Origin of the sequence: Rhizobium sp. TH2, from assembly GCF_024707525.1 — a bacterium.
GTDB lineage: Bacteria > Pseudomonadota > Alphaproteobacteria > Rhizobiales > Rhizobiaceae > Rhizobium_E.
This window is the reverse complement of sequence record NZ_CP062231.1, coordinates 3,466,395-3,492,028: the sequence shown is the minus strand read 5'-3', so window position 1 is coordinate 3,492,028 and position 25,634 is coordinate 3,466,395. Positions and strand designations below refer to the sequence as shown.

General features: G+C 61.4%; 27 protein-coding genes. 18 read left to right on the top strand and 9 right to left on the bottom strand.

Going from position 1 to position 25,634, the window contains the following annotated elements; translation table 11 throughout:
* Position 1 precedes the first annotated feature (1 nt).
* Positions 2-1,084, bottom strand: a complete 1,083-nt coding sequence (locus tag IHQ71_RS17250; RefSeq protein WP_258157679.1) for an ABC transporter permease — start codon at positions 1,082-1,084, stop codon at positions 2-4.
* Between the two features lie 152 nt (positions 1,085-1,236).
* On the opposite strand from IHQ71_RS17250, the gene IHQ71_RS17245 reads away from it, so the two are divergent.
* From IHQ71_RS17245 to IHQ71_RS17235, 3 genes are all read left to right on the top strand, one after another.
* Positions 1,237-1,896 carry a helix-turn-helix domain-containing protein gene (locus IHQ71_RS17245; RefSeq protein ID WP_258157678.1) on the top strand — a complete coding sequence of 220 codons (660 nt, stop codon included), beginning with the start codon at positions 1,237-1,239 and terminating at the stop codon, positions 1,894-1,896.
* Positions 1,893-3,482, top strand: coding sequence for an ABC transporter substrate-binding protein (locus tag IHQ71_RS17240; RefSeq protein WP_258157677.1), 1,590 nt, complete (start codon positions 1,893-1,895; stop codon positions 3,480-3,482). The genes IHQ71_RS17245 and IHQ71_RS17240 overlap by 4 nt, the downstream gene beginning before the upstream one ends.
* An 84-nt stretch (positions 3,483-3,566) precedes the next feature.
* The gene (locus IHQ71_RS17235; RefSeq protein ID WP_258157676.1) at positions 3,567-4,085 is read left to right on the top strand and encodes a GNAT family N-acetyltransferase; all 519 of its coding nucleotides are present in this window, start codon (positions 3,567-3,569) and stop codon (positions 4,083-4,085) included.
* Between the two features lie 6 nt (positions 4,086-4,091).
* Here IHQ71_RS17235 and IHQ71_RS17230 read toward each other — a convergent pair whose 3' ends face one another.
* Positions 4,092-4,994: a LysR family transcriptional regulator gene (locus tag IHQ71_RS17230; RefSeq protein ID WP_258157675.1), complete on the bottom strand. Its 903-nt coding sequence runs from the start codon at positions 4,992-4,994 to the stop codon at positions 4,092-4,094.
* Between the two features lie 85 nt (positions 4,995-5,079).
* Here IHQ71_RS17230 and IHQ71_RS17225 point away from each other — a divergent pair, with 85 nt between their 5' ends.
* From IHQ71_RS17225 to IHQ71_RS17170, 12 genes are all read left to right on the top strand, one after another.
* Positions 5,080-6,729 (top strand): GMC family oxidoreductase, encoded by a 1,650-nt coding sequence (locus IHQ71_RS17225; RefSeq protein ID WP_374989873.1) that lies wholly within the window; start codon positions 5,080-5,082, stop codon positions 6,727-6,729.
* A 60-nt stretch (positions 6,730-6,789) separates the two neighbouring features.
* Complete coding sequence (locus IHQ71_RS17220; protein WP_258157674.1) at positions 6,790-7,929, top strand: acyl-CoA dehydrogenase family protein; 1,140 nt, start codon at positions 6,790-6,792, stop codon at positions 7,927-7,929.
* 7 nt (positions 7,930-7,936) lie between these two features.
* Positions 7,937-8,974: an enoyl-CoA hydratase/isomerase family protein gene (locus tag IHQ71_RS17215; protein WP_258157673.1), complete on the top strand. Its 1,038-nt coding sequence runs from the start codon at positions 7,937-7,939 to the stop codon at positions 8,972-8,974.
* 12 nt (positions 8,975-8,986) lie between these two features.
* On the top strand, positions 8,987-9,865 hold the full coding sequence (gene mmsB / locus IHQ71_RS17210) for a 3-hydroxyisobutyrate dehydrogenase (protein ID WP_258157672.1): 879 nt from the start codon (positions 8,987-8,989) through the stop codon (positions 9,863-9,865).
* Entirely contained in the window at positions 9,862-10,632 is a 771-nt protein-coding gene (locus tag IHQ71_RS17205; protein WP_258157671.1) for an enoyl-CoA hydratase, read from the top strand. The genes mmsB and IHQ71_RS17205 overlap by 4 nt, the downstream gene beginning before the upstream one ends.
* Before the next feature lie 13 nt (positions 10,633-10,645).
* Complete coding sequence (locus tag IHQ71_RS17200; RefSeq protein WP_258157670.1) at positions 10,646-11,221, top strand: DUF1349 domain-containing protein; 576 nt, start codon at positions 10,646-10,648, stop codon at positions 11,219-11,221.
* A gap of 128 nt (positions 11,222-11,349) precedes the next feature.
* Positions 11,350-12,411: a LacI family DNA-binding transcriptional regulator gene (locus IHQ71_RS17195; protein ID WP_258157669.1), complete on the top strand. Its 1,062-nt coding sequence runs from the start codon at positions 11,350-11,352 to the stop codon at positions 12,409-12,411.
* A gap of 228 nt (positions 12,412-12,639) precedes the next feature.
* Positions 12,640-13,764 carry a sugar ABC transporter substrate-binding protein gene (locus IHQ71_RS17190; protein WP_258157668.1) on the top strand — a complete coding sequence of 375 codons (1,125 nt, stop codon included), beginning with the start codon at positions 12,640-12,642 and terminating at the stop codon, positions 13,762-13,764.
* A 77-nt stretch (positions 13,765-13,841) separates the two neighbouring features.
* Complete coding sequence (locus tag IHQ71_RS17185; protein ID WP_258157667.1) at positions 13,842-15,395, top strand: sugar ABC transporter ATP-binding protein; 1,554 nt, start codon at positions 13,842-13,844, stop codon at positions 15,393-15,395.
* Positions 15,392-16,372, top strand: coding sequence for an ABC transporter permease (locus IHQ71_RS17180; RefSeq protein WP_258157666.1), 981 nt, complete (start codon positions 15,392-15,394; stop codon positions 16,370-16,372). The genes IHQ71_RS17185 and IHQ71_RS17180 overlap by 4 nt, the downstream gene beginning before the upstream one ends.
* Positions 16,369-17,361, top strand: coding sequence for an ABC transporter permease (locus IHQ71_RS17175; RefSeq protein WP_258157665.1), 993 nt, complete (start codon positions 16,369-16,371; stop codon positions 17,359-17,361). The genes IHQ71_RS17180 and IHQ71_RS17175 overlap by 4 nt, the downstream gene beginning before the upstream one ends.
* Positions 17,362-17,366: 5 nt before the next feature.
* Positions 17,367-17,933: a gluconokinase gene (locus IHQ71_RS17170; RefSeq protein ID WP_258157664.1), complete on the top strand. Its 567-nt coding sequence runs from the start codon at positions 17,367-17,369 to the stop codon at positions 17,931-17,933.
* On the opposite strand, the gene IHQ71_RS17165 is transcribed toward IHQ71_RS17170, so the two are convergent.
* Both IHQ71_RS17165 and IHQ71_RS17160 read right to left on the bottom strand, forming a co-directional pair.
* Complete coding sequence (locus IHQ71_RS17165; protein ID WP_258157663.1) at positions 17,907-18,476, bottom strand: histidine phosphatase family protein; 570 nt, start codon at positions 18,474-18,476, stop codon at positions 17,907-17,909. The two genes, IHQ71_RS17170 and IHQ71_RS17165, sit on opposite strands and share 27 nt — an antisense overlap.
* Position 18,477: 1 nt before the next feature.
* Entirely contained in the window at positions 18,478-19,140 is a 663-nt protein-coding gene (locus IHQ71_RS17160) for a sulfite oxidase-like oxidoreductase (RefSeq protein WP_258157662.1), read from the bottom strand.
* Positions 19,141-19,311: 171 nt separating this feature from the next.
* Between IHQ71_RS17160 and msrB the strand changes: the two genes are divergently transcribed.
* From msrB to IHQ71_RS17145, 3 genes are read left to right on the top strand one after another with little or no spacing between them, the layout of a single operon-like run.
* Positions 19,312-19,812: a peptide-methionine (R)-S-oxide reductase MsrB gene (gene msrB, locus IHQ71_RS17155; RefSeq protein WP_374989872.1), complete on the top strand. Its 501-nt coding sequence runs from the start codon at positions 19,312-19,314 to the stop codon at positions 19,810-19,812.
* Positions 19,813-19,841: 29 nt separating this feature from the next.
* On the top strand, positions 19,842-20,549 hold the full coding sequence (msrA, locus tag IHQ71_RS17150; protein WP_374989871.1) for a peptide-methionine (S)-S-oxide reductase MsrA: 708 nt from the start codon (positions 19,842-19,844) through the stop codon (positions 20,547-20,549).
* A gap of 60 nt (positions 20,550-20,609) precedes the next feature.
* Entirely contained in the window at positions 20,610-21,233 is a 624-nt protein-coding gene (locus tag IHQ71_RS17145) for a hypothetical protein (protein WP_258157661.1), read from the top strand.
* Here the strand turns inward: IHQ71_RS17145 and IHQ71_RS17140 are convergent.
* The 5 genes from IHQ71_RS17140 to IHQ71_RS17120 all read right to left on the bottom strand — a co-directional run bounded on the left by IHQ71_RS17140 (position 21,230) and on the right by IHQ71_RS17120 (position 25,561).
* Positions 21,230-21,628, bottom strand: coding sequence for an IS5 family transposase (locus tag IHQ71_RS17140; protein ID WP_258162864.1), 399 nt, complete (start codon positions 21,626-21,628; stop codon positions 21,230-21,232). The genes IHQ71_RS17145 and IHQ71_RS17140 overlap by 4 nt on opposite strands.
* Before the next feature lie 206 nt (positions 21,629-21,834).
* Complete coding sequence (locus tag IHQ71_RS17135) at positions 21,835-22,011, bottom strand: transposase (protein WP_258157660.1); 177 nt, start codon at positions 22,009-22,011, stop codon at positions 21,835-21,837.
* A gap of 69 nt (positions 22,012-22,080) precedes the next feature.
* Positions 22,081-23,055, bottom strand: coding sequence for an ABC transporter permease (locus IHQ71_RS17130; protein WP_258157659.1), 975 nt, complete (start codon positions 23,053-23,055; stop codon positions 22,081-22,083).
* A gap of 9 nt (positions 23,056-23,064) precedes the next feature.
* Positions 23,065-24,066, bottom strand: a complete 1,002-nt coding sequence (locus IHQ71_RS17125; protein ID WP_258157658.1) for an ABC transporter permease — start codon at positions 24,064-24,066, stop codon at positions 23,065-23,067.
* Between the two features lies 1 nt (position 24,067).
* Complete coding sequence (locus IHQ71_RS17120) at positions 24,068-25,561, bottom strand: sugar ABC transporter ATP-binding protein (protein ID WP_258157657.1); 1,494 nt, start codon at positions 25,559-25,561, stop codon at positions 24,068-24,070.
* Positions 25,562-25,634 lie beyond the last annotated feature (73 nt).

Sequence of the window (25,634 nt, the reverse complement as noted above, 5' to 3'; positions counted from 1 at the left end):
CCTACCGTGCGCGGGGATCGAGGATGCGGTAGAGCGCATCCGAGATCTTGTTGATGGCGATGAAGACGGCGCCGATGACCAATGTCGCGCCCAGCACCGCCGACATATCGGCATTGAGCAGCGCCACCGTCAGGTAATTGCCGATGCCGGGCCAGGAGAAGATCGTCTCGATCATCACCGATCCCTCAAGCAGGCCGGCATAGGACAGGCCGCAGACTGTGATCAGCGGTACGAGGATCGGCCGGAAGGCGTGGCGCCAGATCACCAGCCGCTCGGGCACGCCCTTGACCCGGGCCGTCGTCACATATTCCTGTGCCAGTTGGTCGAGCATGAAAGAGCGCGTCATGCGGGCGATATAGGCGAGGCTGAAGAAGCCGAGCACGCTTGCCGGCAGCAGTAGATGCGAGATCGCGTTGAAGAAAATGTCAGTCTCGCCTGCGATCAGGCTGTCGATCAACATGATGCCGGTCACGGGCGTCACCAGCCCATCATAGAAGATATCGACCCGGCCTGGACCGCCGACCCATTTGAGCCTGGCATAGAAAATCGCGAGGCCGACGAGGCCGAGCCAGAAGGCCGGTACGGAATAGCCGAACAAGCCGATCACGCGGATCACCTGGTCCCTGGCCGTGCCGCGATGGCTTGCGGCGTAGACGCCCATCGGGATGCCGAGCACCATGCCGATGATGATGCCGATCGTCGCCATTTCGAGGGTGGCAGGGAAAACGCGCTTGAGGTCGTCGATCACCGGCTTTCCGGTGGAGACCGACATGCCGAAGTCGCCGCGCAATACCGAGACGACATAATTGACGAACTGGACATAGAGCGGCTTGTCGAGGCCCAGTTGCAGCTTGGCGGCCTCATAGACGGCGCGCGGCGCACGGTCGCCGACGACGGCCAGCACGGGATCGATCGGCACGACACGGCCGATGAAGAAGGTGATCGCGAGCAATCCAAGGAAGGTCAACGCGACCGATATCAGGAAGCCTGCAAAACCGACGGCAAAGCGCCCGGCGCGGCCGGTTTCACGCGGCAGCTTGATCGCCCCGGAAAGTGCGGGCATTGTTTCGGGTTCAAATGCCAAGTCCGCGATCCTCTCCGTGATCTCGTCGTGTCGTCATCGATCGGTCCGATTGGTTTCCCGGACCGCTTATCCGATCCTTCAAAAAATTTCACTTGCGAACATACAAAAAATTTTGCTTGTATCAAATAAATTTTACTGGCTTTGGACGGGGAATGGCCAATCAAACCGCAATAGCAATGGAATTCACGCAGCCCAGAGTGGGTGCGCTGATCCGTGCGCGCCGCAGGCAGTTGCACATGACCTTGCAGGAAATCTGCGAGGCCGCCGGCATTTCCATGGGTTATCTCAGCCAGGTCGAGCGCGACCAGGCGACGCCTTCGCTCGGCACTCTGGCGCAGATCGCCCGCAGCCTCGATGTCGGCATGGATTATTTCATCTCGACGCCGAGTATCGAGGATTCGCTGACCCGCGCGGGAGACCGGCAGAAATTCTCGGTCGATGGCTCGTCGATTCTCTACGAACGCATCGCCGCGGATTTCGCCGGCAACATACTGTCGTCCTTCGTCCTCAACATTCCGCCCGGCTACAAGTCCGAAACGGTCAGCCATGAGGGCGAGGAGATACTCTACGTGCTGGAAGGCACGATCAACCAGCGGCTCGACGAGGAAGATATCGTGATGAATGTCGGCGACAGCCTGCATTTTCGCGGCAATCGCCCGCATGCGTGGTGGAACGATTCCGGCGAGCCAGCCAAGGTTCTCTGGACCGGCACTTTACCGCTCTTCCGTGGCCGGACGGCGACGGCGGATTTGACTGTTAAGACCAAAAACAAGACGCCTAAAAAACCTGGGAAAGAGGAGAACGACCGATGAAAATGCTCACCGCCGCGCTGGTCGCGGCATCCATGCTGGTGCCCACCGCCACGACGACGGCCTTTGCCGCGACGCCCGCGGACGCGCTTGTCGTTGCCGCGAACATCGATGACATCGTCTCGATCGATCCGGCCGAAGCGTATGAATTCTCGTCCGGCGAATATGTGACCCAGACCTATGACCGCCTGGTGCAATATGATGCGCCCGACGTGAAGAAGCTGGTGCCTGGCCTTGCAGCCAAGTGGACCGTGGACGACGCGGCCAAGACCATCACGTTCGAACTTCGCGACGGCGCGAAATTCTCCTCCGGAAATCCGGTCCGTGCGGAAGACGTGGTCTATTCCTGGAAGCGCGTCATCGTGCTCAACAAGGCGCCTGCCTTCGTGCTCACCCAGCTCGGCTGGACGCCCGAGAATTTCGATTCGATGGTCCGTGCTGACGGCAACCGGGTCGTCGCCACCTATGCCGGCGACTTCTCCTCCGCCTTCGTGCTCAACGTCCTGGCATCGCGCCCGGCATCGGTGGTCGATGCGGTCACCGTGCAGGCCAATGAAGCCAATGGCGACATGGGCAATGCCTGGTTGAAGGCGAATTCCGCCGGCACCGGTCCCTTCGTGCTCAAGGCTTTCCGCCCCGGCGAAATCCTCAACCTGGCGGCCAACCCGGACTATTTCGGTGGCGCGCCTGATATGAAGTCGCTGATCATTCGCCATGTTGCGGAAGCTGCGACCCAACAGTTGCTGCTCGAATCCGGTGACGTCGACCTTGCCAAGAACCTGACGCCGGACCAGATCGCCAGCATCACCACCAAGGGCAATTTCACCGTCGAGACCTATCCGCAGGCGGCCGTGCACTTCCTGAGCTTCAACCAGAAGACCGAGTCGCTGACCAACCCGGCGATCTGGGAAGCGGCACGCTACCTCGTCAACTACAAGGGCATGACGGACTCCTTCCTCAAGGGCCAGATGGAAGTCCACCAGGCCTTCTGGCCGAAGGGTTTTCCGGGTTCGCTCGACGACACGCCGTTCACTTATGACGTGGAAAAGGCCAAGAAGATCCTCGCCGATGGCGGTGTGAAGACACCTGTTAAGGTGACGCTCGACGTGATCAATTCCACGCCGTTCACCGACATGGCGCAGTCGCTTCAGGCAGGCTTCGCCGAAGCCGGCATCAACTTCGAGATCATTCCCGGCACCGGCAGCCAGGTGATCACCAAGTATCGTGCGCGCACGCATGAAGCCATGCTGCTCTATTGGGGCCCCGACTTCATGGATCCGGATTCCAATGCCAGCGCATTCGCCTACAATGCCGACAATTCGGACGACAAGTATGCATCGACCACGACATGGCGCAATGGCTGGGCCGTGCCCGAAGAGATGAACAAGGAAACGCTGGCTGCAAAGAAGGAAGCCGATCCGGCAAAGCGTGACGCGATGTATATCGACCTGCAGAAAAAGGTGCAGGCCAATTCGCCGATCGTGATCATGTTCCAAGCCGCCACCCAGGTTGCCATGGCGAAGAATGTGTCGGGCTATGTCAATGGCGCGACCTCCGACTTCGTCTTCTATCGCCTCGTGAAGAAGTAAAATCCTTCACGGCGAAACGGGCTGCCCGATCTACCCCCGGGCAGCCCATCCCCCGCATCGGTTCAGACGTCAGGGAGGCCGGTTTTGAGTGATCTTCTCGTCCGTGCGATCAAGCAGGCTGATGCCGCCGATATTGCCGCGATCTACACCTTCGAATCCGTCATCGCCAATACCGGCCAGATTCCGCTCAGGGACGGCCAGTTCTGGGCGAATTTCTGGAAAGCCAAGGATCCGAACGGTGTCGAACTCGTCTGCGAGATCGAGGGTCGGGCGGTTGGTCATCTCGGCATCATCACCAGCGCATCGCATCGACGCAAGCATGTCGCGAGTTTCGGCATTGCAGTACATCCCGATTTCCAGGGACGCGGTGTCGGCAACGCGCTGATATCGGAAATGCTCAAGCTGTCGGACAATTGGCTGAATATCGTCAGGATGGAACTGACCGTTGCATCCGACAATCAGCGGGCGATGAGGCTTTACCTCAAGCACGGTTTCGTCGTGGAAGGCGAGGCGCGCTTTGATAATTTCCGAGCCGGTCAGTTCACGCATAGTACGCAGATGGCGCGGATCAATCCGGCTTTCGCGGACACGGTAGCCGCATAATTCCCATTAGGGCGCTGATCCTACTTCTGGGATAAACCGCGCCCGATCCTGCCGCGCAAGCTGAACCAGTGCCTCCGAGATAATCCGGATACGCTCGACGCCGCGCAGATCGTCGTGCACCGTCAGCCAGTAGCTGCGCATGACACTGTGCGCCTTCAGGATCGGCTGCAGGGTGGGCTGGTCGGCGCACATGAAGACCGGCAGCATGCCGAGCGCCGAGCCGCTTCTCACCATTTCAAGCTGGGCGACGATGCTGGTGCTGCGGATCGTCGGGTTGAGCCGGACTCCGTCGAAGACGAGGTAGTCGAGCAGCGGCGTGAAGAGAAGCTGGGGGATGTAGCCGCAAAGCGCGTGCCCTGCCATGTCCTCGAGGCTGGCCGGCCGACCGAAGGCCTTGAAATAATCCGCCGTGCCGAAGAATTGCAGCACATAGTCGGTCAACTTGCGGACGGCGATATTGCCGAATTGCGGCCGGTCGAGCGTAATCGCGATATCCACCTCGCGGGCGGCCAGCGAATAGTTCTGCGGTAGTGCCACGAGTTCGAGCGAGATTTCGGGAAACTCAGCCGCCAGCGCCCCGATCCGCCCAGCGAGATAGCCGACGCCAAGCCCTTCCGGCACGCCGATGCGGACGGTGCCGACCCGCGAACCCTGCATCGATTCGAGCACCGCGAGATCCGACAGCAACCCGGATTCCAGCCGCTCGGCGGTCCGCATCAATTGTTCGCCCGCCGCATTGATCCGGAGGCGCCGACCGGCCCGATCGAACAGGCGGATGCCGATGCGGGATTCGAGGTTGGTGAGACGGCGGGAAACGGTGGAATGGTCGATTTCCAGCACACGTGACGCCTCGGAAACCGTGCCCGCCCGCGCAACCGACAGGAATACCCGGAGATCATCCCAATCCATTTCTATCTTTCCGCACAAGCTATGTGCAAATTTCGGCGTTGCTCGTAAGCCCGTTTGGTAGAACGATTGCGCCGAGGAGACAAGCATGCGCATGGAGGAAAAGGTGGTTGAGCGGATCGAGGGCGATTACGACTATATTGTCGTCGGTGCGGGCACGGCGGGCTGCATCGTCGCCAACCAACTCTCGGCCGATCCCAGAAATCGCGTGCTGCTGCTCGAAGCCGGCGGGCGCGACAACTGGATATGGTTCCACATTCCGGTCGGTTATCTCTTCGCGATCGGCAATCCGCGCGCCGACTGGATGTTTCGAACCGAGCCGGAAGCGGGGCTGAATGGCCGTTCGCTGGCCTATCCCCGGGGCAAGGTGATTGGCGGGTCGTCGTCCATCAATGCAATGATCGCCATGCGCGGGCAGGCGGCGGACTACGACCATTGGCGGCAATTGGGCATGACTGGCTGGGGCTGGGACGACGTGCTGCCGGTGTTCCGCAAAATGGAAGACCATTTCCTCGGCGAAAGCGAGCATCACGGCATCGGCGGCGGCTGGCGGGTCGAGCCGCCACGCCTGTCCTGGCCGGTGCTTTCGGCGGTGCAGGAAGCGGCAGCAGAGATGGGCATTCCCCGCAGCGCCGACTTCAACACCGGCAATAATGAGGGCTCGGGTTACTTCCATGTGAACCAGAAGACGGGCCGTCGCTGGTCGTCGGCGCGGGGATTCCTCAAGCCTGTGCTGAACCGGTCCAATCTCAGGTTAGAGACGGGTGTGACGGTCGAGCAGTTGGTTTTTGACGGCCGGCGCGTGACCGGGATCCGCTTCCGTCAGGGCGGGCGGACAATGACGGCCGGCGCGCGAGGAGAAGTCATTCTCTCGGCAGGGTCGATCGGCTCGACGCAGATATTGCAACGCTCGGGCGTCGGCCCGTCGGATTGGCTGTCGCCGCTCGGCATCGATACCGTCCATGAACTTAAGGGTGTCGGTGGCAATCTGCAGGATCATCTGCAGCAGCGGGCAATCTACAAGGTCCGCGGCGTGAAGACCTTGAACGAGACCTATCATAATCTCTTCAAACGCGGGCTGATGGGCGCCGAATATGCGTTGCTCCGGCGTGGACCGCTGACCATGGCGCCGTCGCAGCTCGGCATATTCACCCGGTCCGATCCGCATCAGGAACGGCCGAACATCCAGTTCCATGTCCAGCCGCTGTCGCTCGACAAGTTCGGCGATCCGTTGCACCGGTTTCCGGCGATCACCGTCAGTGCCTGCAATCTGAGGCCGACCTCGCGCGGTGTGGTCAGGCTGAAGAGCCGGGACCTCGATGCTGCACCGATGATCGCACCGCACTATCTTACGACCGATGAGGATCGGCAGGTCGCGGCTGATGCGATCCGGGTTACCCGCCGGCTCATGAAGCAGAAGTCTCTGGCAGCCTTATCGCCGGAGGAATACCTGCCCGGACCTGCTGTCGGCGACGACGACGCGGCGCTTGCCAAGGCCGCTGGCGATATCGGCACGACCATCTTCCATCCCGTGGGAACGGCCAAGATGGGCTTGTCGAGCGATCCCTTTGCCGTTGTGGACGAGCGGCTTCGGGTGCATGGTCTCTCTGGCCTGCGCGTGATCGATGCGTCCATCATGCCGACGATCACCTCAGGCAATACCAATACGCCGACATCGATGATCGCGATGAAGGGTGCGGCGATGATCCTTGAGGACGCCAAAGGACCGCATTCGTGAAAGAGATTGCCAGCCGAGGACGGCCCGATTGGGCAGGCGCGAGGCAACCGGGAGAGAAGCATGGATTTTGAACGTTCCGAGGAACAGCAGGCGATCTGGGACATGGCCTTCGCCTTCGGGCAGGAGCGCATCGCACCCTTCGCCGGGCAGTGGGAAGAAGATGGCACGATCCCGCGCGCACTGCTCGAGGATATCGGCGCGCTCGGCCTTGGCGGTATCTATGTCTCGGAAGAGGTTGGCGGCTCCGGCCTCAAGCGGCTCGATGCGGCTCTGGTGTTCGAGGCGCTCTCCATGGCCTGCCCGGCGGTGGCGGCGTTCGTCTCGATCCACAATATGTGCGCCTGGATGATCGACCGCTATGGCGCGGTGGAACTCAAGGCGCGGCTGCTGCCCGATATGTGCACGATGAAGACCATCGCCTCCTATTGCCTGACGGAGCCGGGTTCCGGTTCTGATGCCGCCGCGCTCCGCACCAAGGCGACAAAAACCAATGACAGCTATGTTCTCAACGGCTCCAAGGCCTTCATATCAGGGGGCAATTATTCCGATCTCTATGTCGTGATGTGCCGCACGGGCGTGGATGGCCCCAAGGGCATCTCGACCGTGGTGGTGCCGAGCCCGAGCGAGGGCCTGAGTTTCGGCGCCTTCGAGAAGAAGATGGGCTGGAAGGCGCAGCCCACCACGCAGGTGCAGTTCGACAATTGCGGCGTGCCGCTCGACAATCTCGTCGGCGAGGAAGGGCAGGGCTTCAAATATGCCATGGCCGGTCTCGATGGCGGGCGGCTGAATATCGCCGCCTGCGCGCTGGGCGGCGCTCAATCGGCACTCGACAAGACCATCGCCTACATGAAAGAGCGTAAGGCGTTCGGCGGCACGCTCGCCGATTTCCAGGCGCTGCAGTTCAAGGTCGCCGATATGGAGACCGAACTGCAGGCGGCGCGCATCTTCCTGCATCAGGCGGCGTGGAAGCTCGACAACAAGACGTCGGATGCCACCAAGTTCTGCGCCATGGCCAAGCGTTTCGTCACAGATGTCGCCTTCGATGTCGCCAATAGCGCGCTGCAACTGCATGGCGGATACGGTTATCTCGCCGATTACGGCATCGAGAAAATCGTGCGGGATTTGCGCGTCCACCAGATCCTCGAAGGTACCAACGAGATCATGCGCGTGATCGTGGCGCGCCAGATGTTTGCGAATTGAGGCCGGCATGAATTCGAATGAAGATATTTCCATCCGGGTCGAGGGCCGTGTCGGGCGGATCACATTGACGCGACCGAAGGCGCTCAACGCGGTCAACCAGGCGATCGTGGACGGCATGTATGCGGCGTTGAAACGCTGGGAGACGGACCCTGGCATCGCGCTTGTGCTTGTCGACGCCGAGGGCGAGAAGGCCTTCAGCGCGGGCGGCGATCTTGCGTCGATCTACAACGCAGCCAAATCAGGCGACATTGAAAGCGCCAACAGCTTCTGGCGCGATGAATATCGCCTCAACGCCTATATCGACCGCTATCCCAAGCCCTATGTCGCTGTGATGGATGGCATCGTCATGGGTGGTGGCGTCGGTGTTTCGGGTCATGGCTCGCACCGCATCGTCACCGACAATTCGATGGTCGCCATGCCCGAATGCGCAATCGGCCTGATCACCGATGTCGGCGGAAGCTACCTGCTGGCGCGGGCACCCGGCCATATGGGTGAATATCTCGGCCTGACCGGCACGCGGATGAAGGGCGAAGATGCGATCTATGCCGGTTTCGCCGATATCTATGTGCATCGCGCGCGCCTTGAGGATGCCAAGGCCGCGCTGGTCGCGGAAGGCGATGTGTCGGCTCTGTCCCGGTTCGAGGAGGCGCCGCCGCCATCGGCGCTCGCCAGGGATCAGCAGGTTGTCGATCGGCTCTTCGCTGGCGCGTCGGTGCCTGACATCATGGACGCGTTGCGGGCTGACGCCTCGGAGTGGGCGCTCAAGGCACTCAACGCAATCGAAAAAGGCTCGCCGCTGTCGGCGATCATGATCCTGTCGGCCGTGCGCGATGCCGGTTCCTTGGAGCGTGCACTCCGCAACGAATACCGTTTTGTCTCGCGCGTTCTGGAACATGGTGATTTCGTCGAGGGTATCCGCGCGATCGTCATCGACAAGGATCGAAATCCGACCTGGCGGTACAAGGACATCGACGCCGTTCCTGCCGAGCTTATCGCCCTCATGCGGAGCGAGGCCGAGGGCGGCGACCCGGATTTCTTGAATTGAGGAGTGAATACAATGAAGATCGGCTTTTTCGGATTGGGCAATATGGGCGGGCCGATGGCCGCCAACCTCGCCAAGGCGGGCCACGCGGTCACGGGCTATGACGTCGCCGGCACCACGGCCGAGGGGGTGGCGAGTGTTGCCTCGGCGAGGGAGGCTGCGTCGGGCCAGGATGTCGTCATCACCATGCTGCCGAACGGCAAGATCCTGCGTGATGTCTATGACGAGATCGTTTCTTACGGTGCCAAGGGTGCGCTGTTTGTCGATTGCTCGACAGTCGATGTCGAAAGCGCCCAATATGCCCATGCCAAGGCGAAGGCGAGCGGCCTTGCAAGCGTCGATGCGCCTGTCTCCGGCGGCGTAACGGGTGCGGCGGCGGGTACGTTGACCTTCATGGCCGGCGGCGAAGATGAGGCCTTCCAGCGCGCCGCACCCTTATTCGAAATCATGGGCCAGAAGGCCGTGCATTGCGGGGCCGCAGGTGCCGGGCAATCGGCGAAAATCTGCAACAACATGATCCTCGGCATTTCGATGATCGGCGTCTGCGAGGCCTTTTCACTGGCCGACAAACTCGGTCTCGACCGGCAGAAGATGTTCGATGTCGTCTCGACGTCGTCGGGCTTCTGCTGGTCGCTCAACAACTACTGCCCGGCGCCCGGCGTCGGCCCGAAAAGCCCCGCCGACAATGACTACAAGCCCGGCTTCGCAGCCGAACTGATGCTAAAGGATCTGATGCTCAGCCAGGCGGCGGCCGATGCGACCAATGCCGCGACACCCCTTGGCGCTGCGGCCACGGCGTTCTATCAAGCCTTCGTGGAGCATGGTGGCAGGGGCAAGGATTTCTCCGCCGTGCTGCCGCGACTGAGTGAAATGAAGCGTGGAGACCAGCCATGAGCGAACCCCTTGTTATCACCCGCGACGGCGGCGCGGTGCTCGTCCAGATGAACCGGCCGGAGGTGCTCAATGCGCTGAGCTCCAAGGTGATGAACGATCTGGCCGAGACGCTGAAGCCGCTCGACCGCGACCCAACGGTCGGCTGCTTTGTGCTGACGGGTACCGAGAAGGCATTTGCCGCCGGCGCCGACATCAAGGAAATGGCTGACAAGCCTTACATGGATATGTTCCATGAGGATTTCTTCGCCGGCTGGGAAAAGTTCTACAGCCTGCGCACGCCGAAGATCGCCGCCGTTTCAGGCTTTGCCCTCGGCGGCGGATGCGAATTGGCGATGATGTGCGACATCATCTATGCCTCGAAGTCGGCGAAGTTTGGCCAGCCCGAAATCAAGCTCGGCGTCATTCCCGGCATGGGCGGCTCGCAGCGGCTGACGCGGCTGATCGGCCGCGCCAAGGCGATGGACATGATCCTCACCGGCCGGATGATGGATGCCGAGGAAGCCGAACGCAGCGGCCTTGTCGCGCGCGTCTTCGAAAACGACAAGCTGATCGAGGAATCCATGAAAGCGGCCAGGACCATCGCGTCCTATGGCAAGGCGTCGACCGTCGCGGCCCGCGAGGCCGTGGACAGGGCCGATGAAGTGTCATTGCGCGAAGGACTGCTGTTCGAACGCCGCGTGTTCCACGCGCTGTTTGCCACCGAGGATCAGAAGGAAGGCATGGCAGCCTTCGTGGAAAAGCGGCCGCCAAGCTTCAAGGGCCGCTAGTACCGGAGGAGAAATGGCCCAGCAATTTCAATGGCTGAACGAGCCGCCGCATTGGCAGGGTGATGCGGCGTCGCTTTCCCTGGTGACGGGTGACAAGACCGATTTCTGGCGCGAGACTTTCTATGGTTTCATCCGTGACAACGGGCATGCCTGGCTGGCGCCCGTCGCGGGCGATTTTTCGGCGACGGTGACGATCAGGGGCGACTATCAGGCGCTCTATGACCAGGCCGGAATGATGCTCAGGATCGATGAGACGCACTGGATCAAGACCGGCATCGAATTCACCGATGGCCTCATGCATTTCAGTGTCGTGGTGACGCGTGGCGTGTCCGACTGGTCGGTCATACCGCTCCACTCCGCCTCGACGGCGACGGCGGTTTTCGTGCGGCTTACGCGGCATGCCGATGCCGTGCGGGTGCAGTTCCATCTCGGCGACGGCAAATGGCAAATGGCGCGGCTTTGCCCGTTCCCGGCCGATGATGCGATGGTCGGGGTGACGGCCTGCTCGCCGGAGCGGGAAGGCTTTTCGGCGCGATTCGATGACATCTCGGTGGGTCCGCCGATCGCGCGAAAACTTCACGACGACTGACATCCGCTGTGCGTTGCGCGCTGGACCGGTGCGATTTATCGCAGATTGACGCCGGGAAGGGTCGGGAGATATGTATCCGCAAAAGGGGCCGGCTCACATTTCGTGTGTGGGCTGCGGACAGGAATGCGATGAAATCTGGACCGGACGGGGCAAAAACCAAGCCGAGATCGCGTCGCGGCAGCGGGCGTCCGACGCTTTCGGACGTCGCCGATCTTGCCGGCGTCGGCCCGATTACCGTGTCGCGCGCGCTGCGTGAACCCTCGCGCGTGTCGCCTGAACTCCGCGAGCGGATCGACGCCGCCGTCAAGAATCTCGGCTATGTGCTCAACCCCAATGCCCGCGCGCTGGCGTCCGTGCGCGCCGATGTCATCGGTGTGCTGATCCCGTCCGTGACCAACAACGTGTTCTCCGACGTGCTGCGCGGCATCCATGACGGGCTCGGCGATTCCGCGATGCAGATCCAGTTCGGCAATACGCATTATTCGGTACGGGAAGAGGAGCGCCTGCTGCGGGTGTTCCTCAGCCAGCATCCCTCGGCGCTGATCGTCTCCGGCATCGACCAATCGGACGAGTCCCGCAAGCTCCTCGAAACCGCTGGCTGCCCCGTGGTGCAGATCATGGAAACGGGGCCGGACCCGATCGACATGATGATCGGCTTTTCGCATTTCGATGGCGGCAAGGTCGTGACCAGGCATCTGCTCGATCAGGGTTGCCGGCATATCGGCTTCATTGGCGCGCGCATGGATCCCCGTTCGGGCAGGCGGCTCGCCGGCTATTCCGAGGCGATGCGTGAGGCCGGCCTGTTCGACGAGCGGCTGGTAACAACCACGACCTTACCCTCGAGTGTCACGATGGGATCGGCGCTTTTCAGCGACGCATTGGAAAGGATGCCCGAACTTGATGCCATCGTCTGCAATAATGATGACCTGGCGCTTGGCGTGCTGTTCGCCTGCCATCGTGCGGGCATCGACGTTCCCGGCCGCGTCGGCATTGCCGGTTTCAACGATCACGAGATGATGGCGGCAGCTTGGCCGCCGATCACCTCCATTCGCACGCCGCGTTATGAAATCGGCAAGCAGGCGATCGCCATGGCGCTCGCCGAGATCGGTGGCGCGCCCATCGAGAGGCGGGTCATCGATCTCGGCTTCCAGCTCATGACACGCGACAGCACTGCACGTTTGCCGGCATAAAAAACATTTTCAGCTGCGAGACATGACGCTTTACAAGCGTCTTTGGTAGCGCTACCATCTCTAAATGACGCCTGTCGGGAGGAGCCTTCTGGGCGTCATGGACTTGGCGGATCGCATTGCAATGGCCGTTTGGCTGATACTTGCGTGACATCGATGCGCAAGTCCTACCCGTGCGGATGCCTGCTCGTCCCGCCCCGTCCTGCCATGGAAACCATTGGGAGGAATTCAATGTTCAGATCTATCGTCAGCGGCATTCTGGCTGCTGGTACACTCGCACTCATGTGCTCTGTCGCGTCCGCGGACCCCGAAGTCGTCAGCGGCCCGGCAGCCGAGCCGGAGTGCTTCGCGCCTTGGTCGGCGGATACCAAATTCTTCAAGTTCCCGAAGAAAGACGGCCCGTATCGCATCGCGCTCGCTAACGGCTATATCGCCAACACCTGGCGCATCCAGATGATCCAGACCGCGAAGGCCTATGCCGCGCAGCCCGACGTCGCCGCCAAGCTCAAGGAATTCAAGGTCGTCTCGACCGGCGAAGACGTGCCGGCGCAGATCTCGGCGATCAACAACTTCATCGATTCCGGCTATGACGCGATTGTCGTCAACGCGCAGAACCCGACGGCCTTCGGCCCAGTCATCAAGCGCGCCAAGGAAGCAGGCGTCATCCTCGTGGCGTTCGACAACATCCTCGATACGCAGGATGCGATCAACGTCAATGTCGACCAGAAGGGTCTCGGCATTCTCTGGGCCAATTGGCTGGTCAGCCACGTGCCAAACGGTGGCAAGATCCTCGAAGTGCGCGGCGTGCCGGGCACATCCGTCGATACCGACCGCCATAACGGCATCCATGAGACGCTCGATGCATCGGGCAAGAAGTGGGAAGTCGTTGAAGTGCTCGGCAAGTGGGACGATCCGACGGCCCAGAAGGCGACGGCCGACGCTATCGCGGTCCACAAGGCGTTCGACGGCATCACCGCGCAGGGTGGCGATACCGGTGTGGTGCAGGCGATGATAGACGCGGGCCACAAGTTCGTGCCCTTCGGCGGCGAAACAGAGAACGGCTTTCGCAAGTTCTGCTCCAAGCATGCCGCCGACGGCCTGAAATGCTCGTCAGCCGGTACCGGCCCGGCGCAGGTCGCGGTTGCGATCAAGACCGCGATTGCGGCTCTCGAAGGCCAGGTCGTACCGCAATCGGTGAAGCTGCCTCTGGCGATTGTCGAGGATCCGAACTTCAAGGAAGGCCAGGATTTCTACCCTGACCAGTCCGACAACTTCTTCGTCGGCAATTCCTTCCCGACTTGCGGCATCAACTTCTCGGCCCAGGAAATCATGGGCCAGACGAAGGAAGACCTCTAGACCGCCTCAGGGCTCCAACGAAACAGTGCATGCCGCGGGTCATCGCGGCGTGCATTCCGCAGGCATCCGGGGTCACTATGACATTGCAACAAGACAACGCGGCGGAGCCATTCTTCCGCATGAATGGGGTTTCCAAGCGTTACGGCGGCGTACGTGCCCTGGAGAATGCCGATCTTGCGGTCCATACGGGTCGGGTTCATGCCATTCTCGGCGAGAACGGCGCAGGCAAATCAACGCTTATCAAGGTGATGACAGGTGTCGTCGCGCCCGATGAGGGCACGATGCTGATGGATGGCAACACGGTGTCGTTCCGTTCGCCGGCGGATGCGGGATCGCATGGCATTGCCTGCGTGTTCCAGGAACTGTCGCTCATTCCCGATCTCAGCGTCGCCGACAATATCACCATCGCCAATCCGCCATTGAAATTCGGCATGATCGACAAGAAGGCGCAGCGCGCCATCACGCTCGAGGCGCTGGCCCGTGCTGGCGCCGAGGATATCCATCCACGCGCCATGGTGCGCGACCTGCCGCTTTCCCGCCGCCAGATGGTCGAGATCGCCAAGGCGCTGGTCGGCAAGCCGCGTATCCTGATCCTCGACGAGGCGACATCGGCGCTGACCGCGAGCGATGTGACCAAGGTTTTTGCGGTGCTCAAGCGGCTGCGGTCGGAAGGCCTTGCCATCCTCTATATCTCGCACCGCATGCACGAGATCGCGGAACTCGCCGACGAATGCACCGTGTTCCGCAACGGCCAGAAGGTCGCGAGCTACACAGCGGGCACCAAGACCGACAATGAAGTGGTCGAGATGATGATCGGCCGCGAATATCACAGCGTCTTTCCGCCAAAGCCGGTGCGCACCGCGACAGATGCACAGCCGGTGCTGGAATGCCGGAACCTCGGTTGGACCGACCGGCTGAAGGATATTTCGTTTGCCGCCGGCAAGGGCGAGGTCATCGGCCTCGGCGGTCTCGATGGACAGGGCCAGCGCGAACTGCTGCTGGCATTATTCGGCGTCTTGCGCGGCACGACCGGTTCGGTGCTGATCGACGGCAAGCCTGTGTCGCTCAACAGTCCTTCGATTGCGCGTTCGCCAAATATCGGGATGGCGCTGATACCCGAGGATCGCAAGACCGAAGGGCTTATGCTGCCGATGACGGTGCGCGAAAATCTCTCCTTCGCCTGCCTCGATCATCTCTCGAATGGCGGGGTCATCGACCGGACCAAGGAAGAGCAGATGATCGACGAGATGGTCAAACTGTTGGCGATCAAGACTGCCGGTATTGATATAACGGTCGGCTCGCTCTCCGGTGGCAACCAGCAGAAGGTCGTGATCGCCAAATGGCTGATGCGCCATCCCCGGATCATCCTACTCAACGATCCCACCCGCGGCATCGATGTCGGTACCAAGCAGGAGATCTACCAGTTGCTGCGTCGCCTCGCCGATGCGGGTGCCGCGATCGTCTTCTATTCCACCGATTACGATGAGCTGATCGGCTGCTGCGACAGGGTGTTGGTGCTCTATGACGGCAAGGTCGTCAGCCAGCTCGAAGGCGGAGGCCTGACCGAGCGTGCGCTGATCGCCAGCGCCCTTAATGTCGACAAGCCGCGTGTTTTGGAGATCGCAGAATGAGCGAGTGGCGTTACTGGCTGAACGAACAGCGCGGCACGCTGATGGGGCTGGCGATCTTCATCGCGATGTTCGCGGTTTATATCCTCAATCATCCGGTGGGCCTGACCGCGAATGTCGCCCAGACGGCGGCCAACAAGGGCGTGTTGCTGGCGTTCGTCGCCATGGCGCAGGCACTGGTGGTGCTGACGGCGGGCATCGACCTCTCGGTCGGCATGATCTTCATCCTCACCAATTGCATCGCATCCTACATCGTCGTCGGCTCGATCGGCATGACGACGCTCGGCGTGGTCGGCACCTTGCTCGCGGGCACGGCCTGCGGGGCGATCAACGGACTGCTGGTCATCTATGGCCGGCTGCAGCCGATCGTGGCGACGATCTCGACCGGTGCGATTTATTTCGGCATCGCCCTGATCCTCAGGCCGTTCCCCGGTGGCGGCGTCAACGAGGCGCTTGCGGATGCGCTGACCGGGCGTCTGTTCGGCGTGATCCCGGCGAGCCTTGTTCTGCTCCTCGCCGTCGTGCTTGTCGTCTGGATACCGTTCCGAAAATCCGTGTTGGGCCGGGCTGCCTATGCTGCCGGTTCATCCGAACCGGCGGCCTTCATGTCCGGCGTGCCGATCAAGCGCGGTAAGTTCGCGGCCTATTGCCTTGGCGGGCTTTTTGCCGGCACGGGCGGGCTGTTCCTGACCTTCTTCACCTATACGGGGGACGCCGCATACCAGAGCGGCAGCGGCTATACGCTGTGGTCGATCGCGGCCGTGGTGCTCGGTGGCATATCGCTGTTCGGCGGGCGCGGCAGTGCGATCGGCGCGATCTTCGGCGCCTTCGCGGCCCGCACGACCGGTGACATGCTGTTCGTCTTCGATGTCGATCCGCTCTGGCAGCCGTTGCTGCAGGGTGTCGTCCTTCTTCTTGCAGTCAGCATCGGCGCGATCGCGCTGTTCCGCGTCCGCAATCGCCTGGAATGGTTTCAATGAGTGAGATTTCCGACAGCCCCGCAGCCCCGCGTGCGCGCATTCCTGCCTTTCTTCGCAAGGTCGACCCGGCCGTAGCGACGGCCTTCGGCTGCATTATCCTGCTGCTGATCGTCGGCAGCATCTATTCCAGCAATTTCCTGTCGCCGGATTACCTGGTGCAGCAGTTGAAGGTAGCGTCGTTCCTCGGCATTACCGCAGCGGGCATGATGCTGGTCATCCTGCTCGGCCATATCGACCTCTCGGTGCCTTGGGTGATGACCATGGGCGCTATGATGGCTTGCGCCATGGCCGGATACGGCACGACGGGCCATGTGCTGGCGATACCGTTCGGCGTGTTCTGCGGCGCCTTGTTCGGCCTGATCAACGGATTCGGCGTGGCTTATCTGCGCATCCCGTCGATGATCATCACGCTCGCCACCAATGTCGTGGCGCAGGGGCTGATGGTTCTCTATACGGGCGGATTCTCGCCGCAGGACTCCGCGCCGCCCGCCGTGCGCTGGCTCGCCACCGGCTTTATCATTCCCGGCGTGCCGAATGCGATTCTTGTCTGGGCGGCTGTCAGCGCGCTGATGGTGTTCCTGTTTGCCCGAACCTCCTTCGGCCGGTCGGTCTACGGCATCGGCAACAGCGAGCGCGCTGCCTATCTCTCCGGCGTCAATACCCGCCGCATCGTGATGACGGCGTTCTTGATGTCGGGTGCGCTGTCGGCTTTCTCGGGCGTGCTTGTCGCGGGCTATGCATCCAAGGCGGCACAATCGATGGGTGATGCCTATCTTCTGCCGTCCATTGCGGCGGTGGTGCTGGGCGGCACCTCTATCCTCGGCGGCAAGGGCTCCTATCTCGGAACCATCGCCGGCGTGATCCTGATCACGCTGCTGCAATCGATCCTGTCGGTCATGCAGATGCCCGAGGCGGGGCGGCAGATCATCTATGGCGTGGTGATCGTTGCCATGCTGCTGCTCTACGGCCGCAGCCCGGCGACCCGGTGAATGCCATGAAAGTCGGCGGAGATCGGGGACAGCAAAAAGATAGCGCGTGGACGGCAACCGCGGTCGTGGTGATGGGTGTGACCGGCTGCGGCAAGAGCGCCGTGGGAACAGCGTTGGCCAAGGCTCTCAACGTCCGTTACATCGAGGGTGACAAGCTGCATCCTCCGGAGAATGTAGCCCGCATGGCGCGAAGTGAGCCCTTGACCGATGCTTTGCGGGAAGGCTGGCTCCAAGCAGTCGGAGAACGAGTCCATGCCGCCATCGAAAGAGGAGAGGGCGCAGTGGCGGCTTGCTCGGCCCTGAAGCGCATTTACCGGGACAAGCTGAGGGCGAGCGAACCAGGTATCGCATTCATCTATCTCGCGATCAGTCCCGAGGCGGCCCGTAAACGGGTCGCCAGGAGACGCGGCCATTTCATGCCGGCGAGCCTGGTCGACAGCCAGTTCGCGGCGCTCGAACCACCGGATGCGGATGAGAATGCGCTTTCGATCAGCGCGGAAAAACCCATTGCCGAGATCGTCGAGGCTGCGCGAGCCTTTCTGGCGTCACGGCAAACCCAGCCGGCCCAGTGAACGCAACGTCCAGCGCCGCCCATCGCTTCGCAAATCGGCGATGGCGAGGTGCTCGACATCGATCCGGCGGAACGCTTCCGGCGGGGCACCAAGCACGGTGATGACGGCGGCACGCACGACATTGGGATGGGTGGACGCCACCGTATGACCGCGCTCGCTGAAGCGAGCCTCTAGCCATGCGGCGACGCGCGCGAGCAGGTCGGTATGCGATTCACCCCCATGGGGTACGAAATCCGGGTTCTCCATCCATTCGGCGAGGCTTTCGGGTTCGCTTGCCTGCACGTCCGATATGCGCGCGCCGCTCCATCTGCCGTAATTGATATCGGCAAGGGCGCGGTCGACCAGGAAGTTTTCCGAGATCAGTTCGGCGGTCTGCCAGGCCGCATGGGCGGGCGAACTCAGCACGCGGTCCGGCTTGCCAAGCAGCGGGACCAGCTCCCTGATCTTGGGGAGTTCGTCCGGGGCAAGCGGCTCGTCAGCCGGGAAGGCGGATGGCCTGGCGGTTGTCCGGCCGTGGCAGATCAATGTCAGGCGAGTGGTCAAGTCAATCGTCCGAATAGCGTTGTTCGACCCAGGGATCGCCATACATACTGTAGCCGTTGCGCTCCCAGAAGCCGGCCTGGTCGCTGGCGATGAATTCGATCCGATTGAGCCACTTGGCGCTCTTCCAGAAATAGAGATGCGGTATGACCAGACGCATGGGGCCACCGTGCTCGCGCGTGATCGGCTGGCCTTCCCAATGGGTGGCGAGTATCGCGTCCTCGGCGGCGAAATCCGCAAGCGGCACATTGGTCGTGTAGCCATCGTAGCTGGTGAGCAATACGAAATGCGCCTCCGGCTTCGGCATCACCAAATCCAGAAGGTCGCGCGTAGCGACGCCCTGCCATTCATTGTCATAGCGCGACCAGGTCGTGACGCAGTGGATGTCGCTCACCTTCTTACTCTGTTCGAGCCGCTGAAAGGTCTTCCAGCTCCAGGTCGTCTGGTTTTCGACCAGGCCGCGCACATCGAGCCGCCATGTGTCGAGCGGCACATGCGGCTGCTGGCCGAGATCGAGAACCGGCCAATTCTTGACGAGGTGCTGGCCGGGGGGCAGGCGTTCGGCTTCCGGACGCGAAATCTTGCCCGTCAGGAACTTGCCCTCGGCGGCCCACCGGCGCTTCGATGTGGTCAGCTTGCTGTCGGTGGGTGTCTGTTCTTCGCTCAAGCGGCATCTCCTTCGCATTGCGGCGATAGGACATCCGTGCCTAGCTAGTGTCAAGCCGCCCTCACGGCACCATCAAGAGCAGGTGATTTTACAGTGAGCGTGAAACAATGGGATTAGGCGCTGCGTACTGGTGGAATAGACACTCGTCATGGCCCCAGGGAGGATTGAAAAATGCTTTCACGCCGGAATTTACTGAAATCGACCGTGCTCGCGTCGGCCGCAGCCATGCTGGCGGGCGGGCCGCTGGCATTGCTCGATCGGGCATTTGCCGCCAACATCCAGAAGGTCACACATACCGACGACGAGTGGCGTAAGCTGCTCAATGAAGAACAATACCAGGTGCTGCGTCATGAAGCGACCGAGCGGCCGTTCACCAGCGCCCTGCTTGAGGAACACCGCAACGGCACGTTCACCTGCGCGGGTTGCGACCTGCCGCTGTTTTCCTCAAAGACCAAGTACGACAGCGGAACCGGCTGGCCGAGCTTCTGGCAGGCGCTTGACGGCGCGGTGAAGGACAAGAAGGACGAGAGCTTCGGCATGGTCCGCACAGCCAGCGAATGCGCCCGTTGCGATGGTCACCTCGGCCATCTCTTCGAAGATGGTCCGCAGCCGACCGGCCTTCGCTACTGCATGAATGGTGTCGCATTGAAATTCGTCGCCGCGACCGCTTGACGGTCGGCGACAGTCGAAAGGACAAGACAATGATGAAGTCTTCAAAATGGTTCGGCCGTGGCATAGCCTGTGCGATGCTGGTGGCTGCCGGGGCGATCCTCTCTTCGCCGTTTGCCTCGGCGGAGGAGGGGATCTCCATTCCGCCACCGGCACTGGATGAGAAATCCACTGCGACAACTGAAACGGCGATCTTCGCAGGCGGTTGTTTCTGGGGCGTGCAGGGCGTGTTCCAGCATGTCGAGGGCGTGCTCGATGCGACGTCCGGCTATGCCGGCGGCGAGGAAAAGACCGCGATCTACGAAGTGGTCGGCGGTGGCAATACCGGCCATGCCGAAGCGGTGAAGGTGACGTTCGATCCGAAGAAAGTGACCTACGGCAAGCTGTTGCAGGTCTATTTCTCGGTCGCGCACGATCCGACGCAGCTCAACAGGCAGGGTCCTGACTCCGGCACCCAGTATCGCTCAACGGTGTTTCCGATTGGCGCTGAGCAGACGAAGGTGGCCAAGGCCTATATCGACCAGCTCGATGCCGCCAAGGTCTATGGCGACAAGATCGCCACCACGATCGAGCCGGAGAAGACGTTTTACGCCGCCGAGGGCTATCACCAGAACTTCCTGACGCTGAACCCTGATTATCCCTACATCGTCTACAACGACCTGCCGAAGATCGAGAATTTGAAGAAGATCTTTCCGGACATGTATCGCAAGGACCCGGTGCTGGTGAAGGTGTCGGGCTAGGGCCTGTTGACAAAGTCCGTCGTGATTGTGCGATAAGATCGCTCCATGACGGAGGTTTTGATGTCCGGAATTGACCGCCAAATACGACTTCGACTTAGTGTGCAACGCGCATTGCTTGGGCAAGTCTCATCGGCCCTAGCCGCTGTTTCATGCGGCTGGAATGACAACGACATTGTCCTCGAATTCCTGGTCGATCCCGATTTCAGCGATGAAGATCGAGAACGTATGGAGGTGGTCGCATCTGAAGTCGTTGCTGATTTCAGCGATGAGACCGTAACCACTGTTTTCACGTCACCATCAACAGACGGGCCGAGAGTTCCAGTCGCTGAGCGATGGTGGGTTTATGAACGATTTGAGCCAAATGCCATGTCAGTTGAGCGGAAACTGGAGTGGCCTTTCGTTTTGCAGACACTCGCGCTTGTCGACAGTCTCTTTCAAGACAAAGCTTCGTGGCCGGAACTCATCAAGCAGATAAGAGGTGCATCCGGCGTGGATATTTTGACGGCGGAAAAAATCGCACTTTCCCACAATGGATGGCGGCGTTTATGCACCTATCGGATCAATCATGATCCGGAATGCAAGAAGCAAGCCGCGTATCACATCAAAATCCATGGCTCAAGCTCGCTGATTTTATCAGTCGGCGGAAGCTTTCTCGTCGCCGAGCCAGAGCCACACGTGGACTAAAAGGGTTCCGGGACGTGCGACAGCCAGATTTTTGCTGCGGCAAGCGATAGAAACGCTTCGAAGGAAATGCGGGTTTTGTCGTAACGGGTGGCCACCCTGCGGAACTGCTTGAGCCGATTGAACATTCGCTCAATGCGGTTACGGTCCCTATACGCCCTGAAGTCGCAGGAAGGTGGGTCTTTTCGGTTCGCTCTCGGCGGGATGACTGGCAAGATGCCGTGCATCAGCAGTTTTTCGCGAACTGCATCGGCGTCGTAGCCCCTGTCGGCGAGAAACAAACGAGGTTTGCCAACGGGCATCGCGAGAAGCGCTGGAATGGCGCTGTAGTCGGAAGTCTCACCGCCTGTCAGTATAAAGCCGAGAGGACGTCCCTGACCGTCTGCGCGGGCATGGATTTTTGTCGTAAAGCCGCCGCGTGATCGACCAAAACCCTCCTTATGAGTCCCCCTTTAGCGCCCGCAGCCTGAGAATGGCCGCGAACCGTGGTGCTGTCGATCATATGTTGCCAGTCGTCGGTTAGCCCAAGTTCGACGAGCGTTTCCAGAAGTGCGTCCCATACACCTTGTTCCGCCCAGCGACGGAAACGAACATAGACAGAATTTCACTTGCCATAACGCTCGTGCATATCCCGCCACGGACAGCCAACACGTAGAACATGGAGCATGCCGTTGAAGAAGCGCCGGTTGTCATGGGATGGCCGAGACTTGCGACCACGCTCGGTCGGCAACAGCGGTTCGATGATCCGCCATTCTTCATTGCTCAGATCGCCTCGCGCCATGGCTGCCTCCTAAAAAGCAGTCTTGAATCACGCCTCAGCCGATTTGAGAACCCACTTTGTCAACAGGGCCTAGGTTGGTTTCACCAATCTGGCTTGAAGGATGACGACGACGAGCAGGAAGAGGCCGCGGATCACCGATTGCCAATAGGCGGAGAGCGATATCCAGCCGAGCCCGTTCTCGAAATTCAGGATGTTGAAGACCATGGCAAGCAGGAGGGCGCCGGCGAGCGTGGCGCCCACCGAGCCGGAGCCGCCGGTCAGCAGCGTGCCGCCGACGACCACCGAGGCGATCGCGAAGAGTTCCCAGCCCACGCCTTCCGTGGGCTGGCCCGCGCCGAATTGCGACGCGAGGATGACACCCGCCAGTCCCGCAAGCCCACCCGAGATGAGATAGACCAAGAGCAGCGTGCGATCGACCTTCAGGCCCATCAGCGTCGCGGTCGCTTCGCCATCGCCGATCGCCAGAACGTGGCGTCCGAAGGCGTGGCGTTCGAGCAATATCCAGCCGAATATATAGACGACGATGGCGATCCAGCCGGGAATGGGAAAGCCGAGGAAATCGCCCTGGCCGATCTCGGTGAAACCAGTGTCGTAGGAGACCGAGACCGACTGGTTGTTCGCCAGCAGCAGCGCCGTGCCATAAGCCGCGAGCATGGCGGCAAGCGTCGCGATGAAGGGCTGGATGCGCATCTTGGTGATGATCAGGCCGTTCATCAGGCCCACGGCCAGACCCGCGCCGACGCCGCCGGCCAGGCCAGCCCACCAGGAATGGGTCGATAGCATCGCCGCGACGACGCTTGACATCGCAGCCACGCCCCCGACCGATAGGTCGATGCCGCCGGTCATGATGACGAAGGCCATGCCGAGCGCGATCAGCGCGAACATCGAGTTATAGCGCAGGAAGCTCAGGATATTGTACTGCGACAGGAAATTATCGTAGCGCAGAGCGCCGAAAATGATCAGTGCGGCCAGCGCCAGCAACACGCCGAGGCGGGCAAGGTCGCCGTTGGATTTCGGGGCAAAGGGGCCAAGGAAGGTTAGCATGCTGGGACCTCAGGCCTTGTTGGCGCGCTGCTGGATGAAGACGGCGAGGATGATCAGGGCGGCCTTGACGACACGGGCCGCGGCATCCGGCACGCCATTGGCGAGCAATGTGTACTGCATGAGCTGGATGACGAAGGCGCCGACGATCGTGCCGAAAATGTTTGCCTTGCCGCCGGTCAGCAGCGTGCCGCCGACCGCCACCGCCGCGATCGCATCGAGCTCCATGCCGAGGCCGACGAGATTGGCATCGCTCGCCGCGTTGCGGGCGATGACGATCAAGCCCGCGATGCCGGCCAGCCCGCCAGAGATGACATAGACGAGTTGCTTGACGCGGTGGACGGGGATGCCGGCGAGCCGTGCGGCCTTCTCATTGCCACCGACGGCGATGATCTGGCGGCCGACGACCGTGTAGCGGATCAGGGCGGCCGCCAGGATGGCAACCACGATCATCAGCACGACCTGTGCCGGGACGCCGAAGATACGGCCGAGGCCGATATACTGGAATTCCGGGCTCTTGAAGACCTGGAGATTGCCGTTGGTGGCGACCTGGGCGATGCCGCGTCCGGCGATGAACAGCACCAAAGTCGCGACGATCGGCTGGATGCGAAACTTCGTGACGAGGAAACCGTTGAACCAGCCGAACACCATGACCACCAGCACCGGCAGGATGAAGGCGAGGGCAATTGAAGGTCCGACGCTGTCGATCGGGAAAATCTTGCCCATGAAGATCATCGGGGCCAGCGCGCCCGATATCGCCATCAGCGAGCCGACCGAGAGATCGATGCCGCCTGTCGCAATGACCAGCGTCATGCCGATGGCGACGATGACGATCGGTGCGACCTGGGTCAGGTTCACGTAGAGGGTCTGCAGCGCCAGGAAATTCGGTGTCACCACGATGTTGAAGACAAGGAGCAGCAGGAATGCGCCAAGCGTACCGTAGCGGCTGACAAGCTGCAGCGTCTGGCGGCGAGGCGGGGCGTCAGACGCGGTGGTAGATGTGGTATCTGTCATGTCAGTCAACCTGATGGGCCATGGCGGTGAGGAGCGCTTCTTCGCTGAGTTCGGCGCGCGGGATAGCGGCCACACTGCGGCCATCGGACAAGACGGTGACGTTGTCGGCGGCGGCAAGGAGTTCCTCGAGTTCGGACGAGATCATCAGCACCGACAATCCCTCGTCGGCGAGGCTGCGCAGGAGCTTGAGGATCTCGGCCTTGGCGCCGATGTCGATGCCGCGCGTCGGCTCGTCGACGATCAGCAGCTTCGGCTCGGTGCACAGCCAGCGCGCCAGCAACACCTTCTGCTGGTTGCCGCCGGAGAGTTCCTTGATCGGCTGATCGGGCGAGGAGCATTTGACGCCGAGCGCCTTGATGAATTTCTCGGCGATAGCGTCCTGGCGGTCGCGGTCGACAATGCCTGATTTCTTGAGCCTCGGCAGCAGCGCCAGCGTCATGTTCTCGCGGATGCTCATGTCGGGGATGATGCCATCGACCTTGCGGTCCTCGGATACCAGTCCGATGCCGTCCTCGATCGCCGCCGCAGGTTCCGAGTAATGGCGGTGCTTGCCTTCCATTGTCACGCTGCCGTGGTCGAGCTTGTCGACGCCGAAGATGATGCGGGCGGTTTCCGTGCGGCCGGAGCCGAGCAGGCCGGCCAATCCCGAGATTTCGCCCTCGTGAACCTTCAAGCTGACATCGCGGACGCGGACGCCGGAACCCACATGGTCGAGTTCGAGTCGGACGGGACGGCCGCCCTCGCTGCCGGCGGCGCGCTCCATGGCCTGGAAGGCCGCAAGTTCCTTGCCCAGCATGTGGCGTACCAGCGCCATTTTCGGCATGTCGGCCATCGGGCTCACCGCCACCGTATGGCCATCGCGCATGATCGTCACACGGTCGCAAATCGCATAGAGTTCATCCAGCCGGTGGCCGATGAAGCAGACCGAGACGCCTTGCGCCTTCAAGGTCCGGATCGTCTCGAACAGGATGGAGACCTCCCGCTCGTCGAGCGACGAAGTGGGCTCGTCCATGATGACCAGGCGGGCGTTCTGTATCACGGCGCGGGCAATGGCGACCATCTGGCGGGTCGCGGCGCTGAAATCGCCGACCGGACGTTCGACGTCGATATCGAGGTTGAAGGTCGTGAGCACCCGGCGCGCGCCGTCGCGCATGGCGCGGCGATCGAGCAGGCCGAATTTCGTCGGTTCGCGCGACATGAAGATGTTTTCGGCGACCGAGCGCTGCGGGGCGAGGTTGATTTCCTGGTAGATGGTGGCGATGCCATGCGCCTGGCTGTCAGCCGGGCTCGCGAACGATACGTCCCGGTCGGCGAAGGTGATCGCGCCCTCGTCGCGCGAATAGACGCCGGTCAGGATCTTGATCATCGTGGATTTGCCGGCGCCGTTCTGGCCGACCAGCGCCATAATCTCGCCATCGGCGATTTCGAGCGAGGCCGACGACAGCGCCTTCACGCCCGAAAAGGACTTTGTGATCCCCTGCATGGATAGAAGCATCGCTTGGCCCTCCTGTCATCATTACATGCAAAAACCGGCCGGAAAGGCAACGCCAATCCGGCCGGATAGTCTT

Coding starts and splice junctions, on each gene's coding strand:
- IHQ71_RS17130 (WP_258157659.1), bottom strand. CDS start 23,055: ATGCTAACCTTCCTTGGCCCCTTTGCCCCGAAATCCAACGGCGACCTT.
- IHQ71_RS17185 (WP_258157667.1), top strand. CDS start 13,842: ATGACATTGCAACAAGACAACGCGGCGGAGCCATTCTTCCGCATGAAT.
- IHQ71_RS17245 (WP_258157678.1), top strand. CDS start 1,237: ATGGCCAATCAAACCGCAATAGCAATGGAATTCACGCAGCCCAGAGTG.
- IHQ71_RS17220 (WP_258157674.1), top strand. CDS start 6,790: ATGGATTTTGAACGTTCCGAGGAACAGCAGGCGATCTGGGACATGGCC.
- msrB (WP_374989872.1), top strand. CDS start 19,312: ATGCTTTCACGCCGGAATTTACTGAAATCGACCGTGCTCGCGTCGGCC.
- IHQ71_RS17205 (WP_258157671.1), top strand. CDS start 9,862: ATGAGCGAACCCCTTGTTATCACCCGCGACGGCGGCGCGGTGCTCGTC.
- IHQ71_RS17135 (WP_258157660.1), bottom strand. CDS start 22,011: ATGGCGCGAGGCGATCTGAGCAATGAAGAATGGCGGATCATCGAACCG.
- IHQ71_RS17175 (WP_258157665.1), top strand. CDS start 16,369: ATGAGTGAGATTTCCGACAGCCCCGCAGCCCCGCGTGCGCGCATTCCT.
- mmsB (WP_258157672.1), top strand. CDS start 8,987: ATGAAGATCGGCTTTTTCGGATTGGGCAATATGGGCGGGCCGATGGCC.
- IHQ71_RS17125 (WP_258157658.1), bottom strand. CDS start 24,066: ATGACAGATACCACATCTACCACCGCGTCTGACGCCCCGCCTCGCCGC.
- IHQ71_RS17225 (WP_374989873.1), top strand. CDS start 5,080: ATGCGCATGGAGGAAAAGGTGGTTGAGCGGATCGAGGGCGATTACGAC.
- IHQ71_RS17145 (WP_258157661.1), top strand. CDS start 20,610: ATGTCCGGAATTGACCGCCAAATACGACTTCGACTTAGTGTGCAACGC.
- IHQ71_RS17190 (WP_258157668.1), top strand. CDS start 12,640: ATGTTCAGATCTATCGTCAGCGGCATTCTGGCTGCTGGTACACTCGCA.
- IHQ71_RS17170 (WP_258157664.1), top strand. CDS start 17,367: ATGAAAGTCGGCGGAGATCGGGGACAGCAAAAAGATAGCGCGTGGACG.
- IHQ71_RS17180 (WP_258157666.1), top strand. CDS start 15,392: ATGAGCGAGTGGCGTTACTGGCTGAACGAACAGCGCGGCACGCTGATG.
- IHQ71_RS17120 (WP_258157657.1), bottom strand. CDS start 25,561: ATGCTTCTATCCATGCAGGGGATCACAAAGTCCTTTTCGGGCGTGAAG.
- IHQ71_RS17215 (WP_258157673.1), top strand. CDS start 7,937: ATGAATTCGAATGAAGATATTTCCATCCGGGTCGAGGGCCGTGTCGGG.
- IHQ71_RS17240 (WP_258157677.1), top strand. CDS start 1,893: ATGAAAATGCTCACCGCCGCGCTGGTCGCGGCATCCATGCTGGTGCCC.
- msrA (WP_374989871.1), top strand. CDS start 19,842: ATGATGAAGTCTTCAAAATGGTTCGGCCGTGGCATAGCCTGTGCGATG.
- IHQ71_RS17230 (WP_258157675.1), bottom strand. CDS start 4,994: ATGGATTGGGATGATCTCCGGGTATTCCTGTCGGTTGCGCGGGCGGGC.
- IHQ71_RS17200 (WP_258157670.1), top strand. CDS start 10,646: ATGGCCCAGCAATTTCAATGGCTGAACGAGCCGCCGCATTGGCAGGGT.
- IHQ71_RS17195 (WP_258157669.1), top strand. CDS start 11,350: ATGAAATCTGGACCGGACGGGGCAAAAACCAAGCCGAGATCGCGTCGC.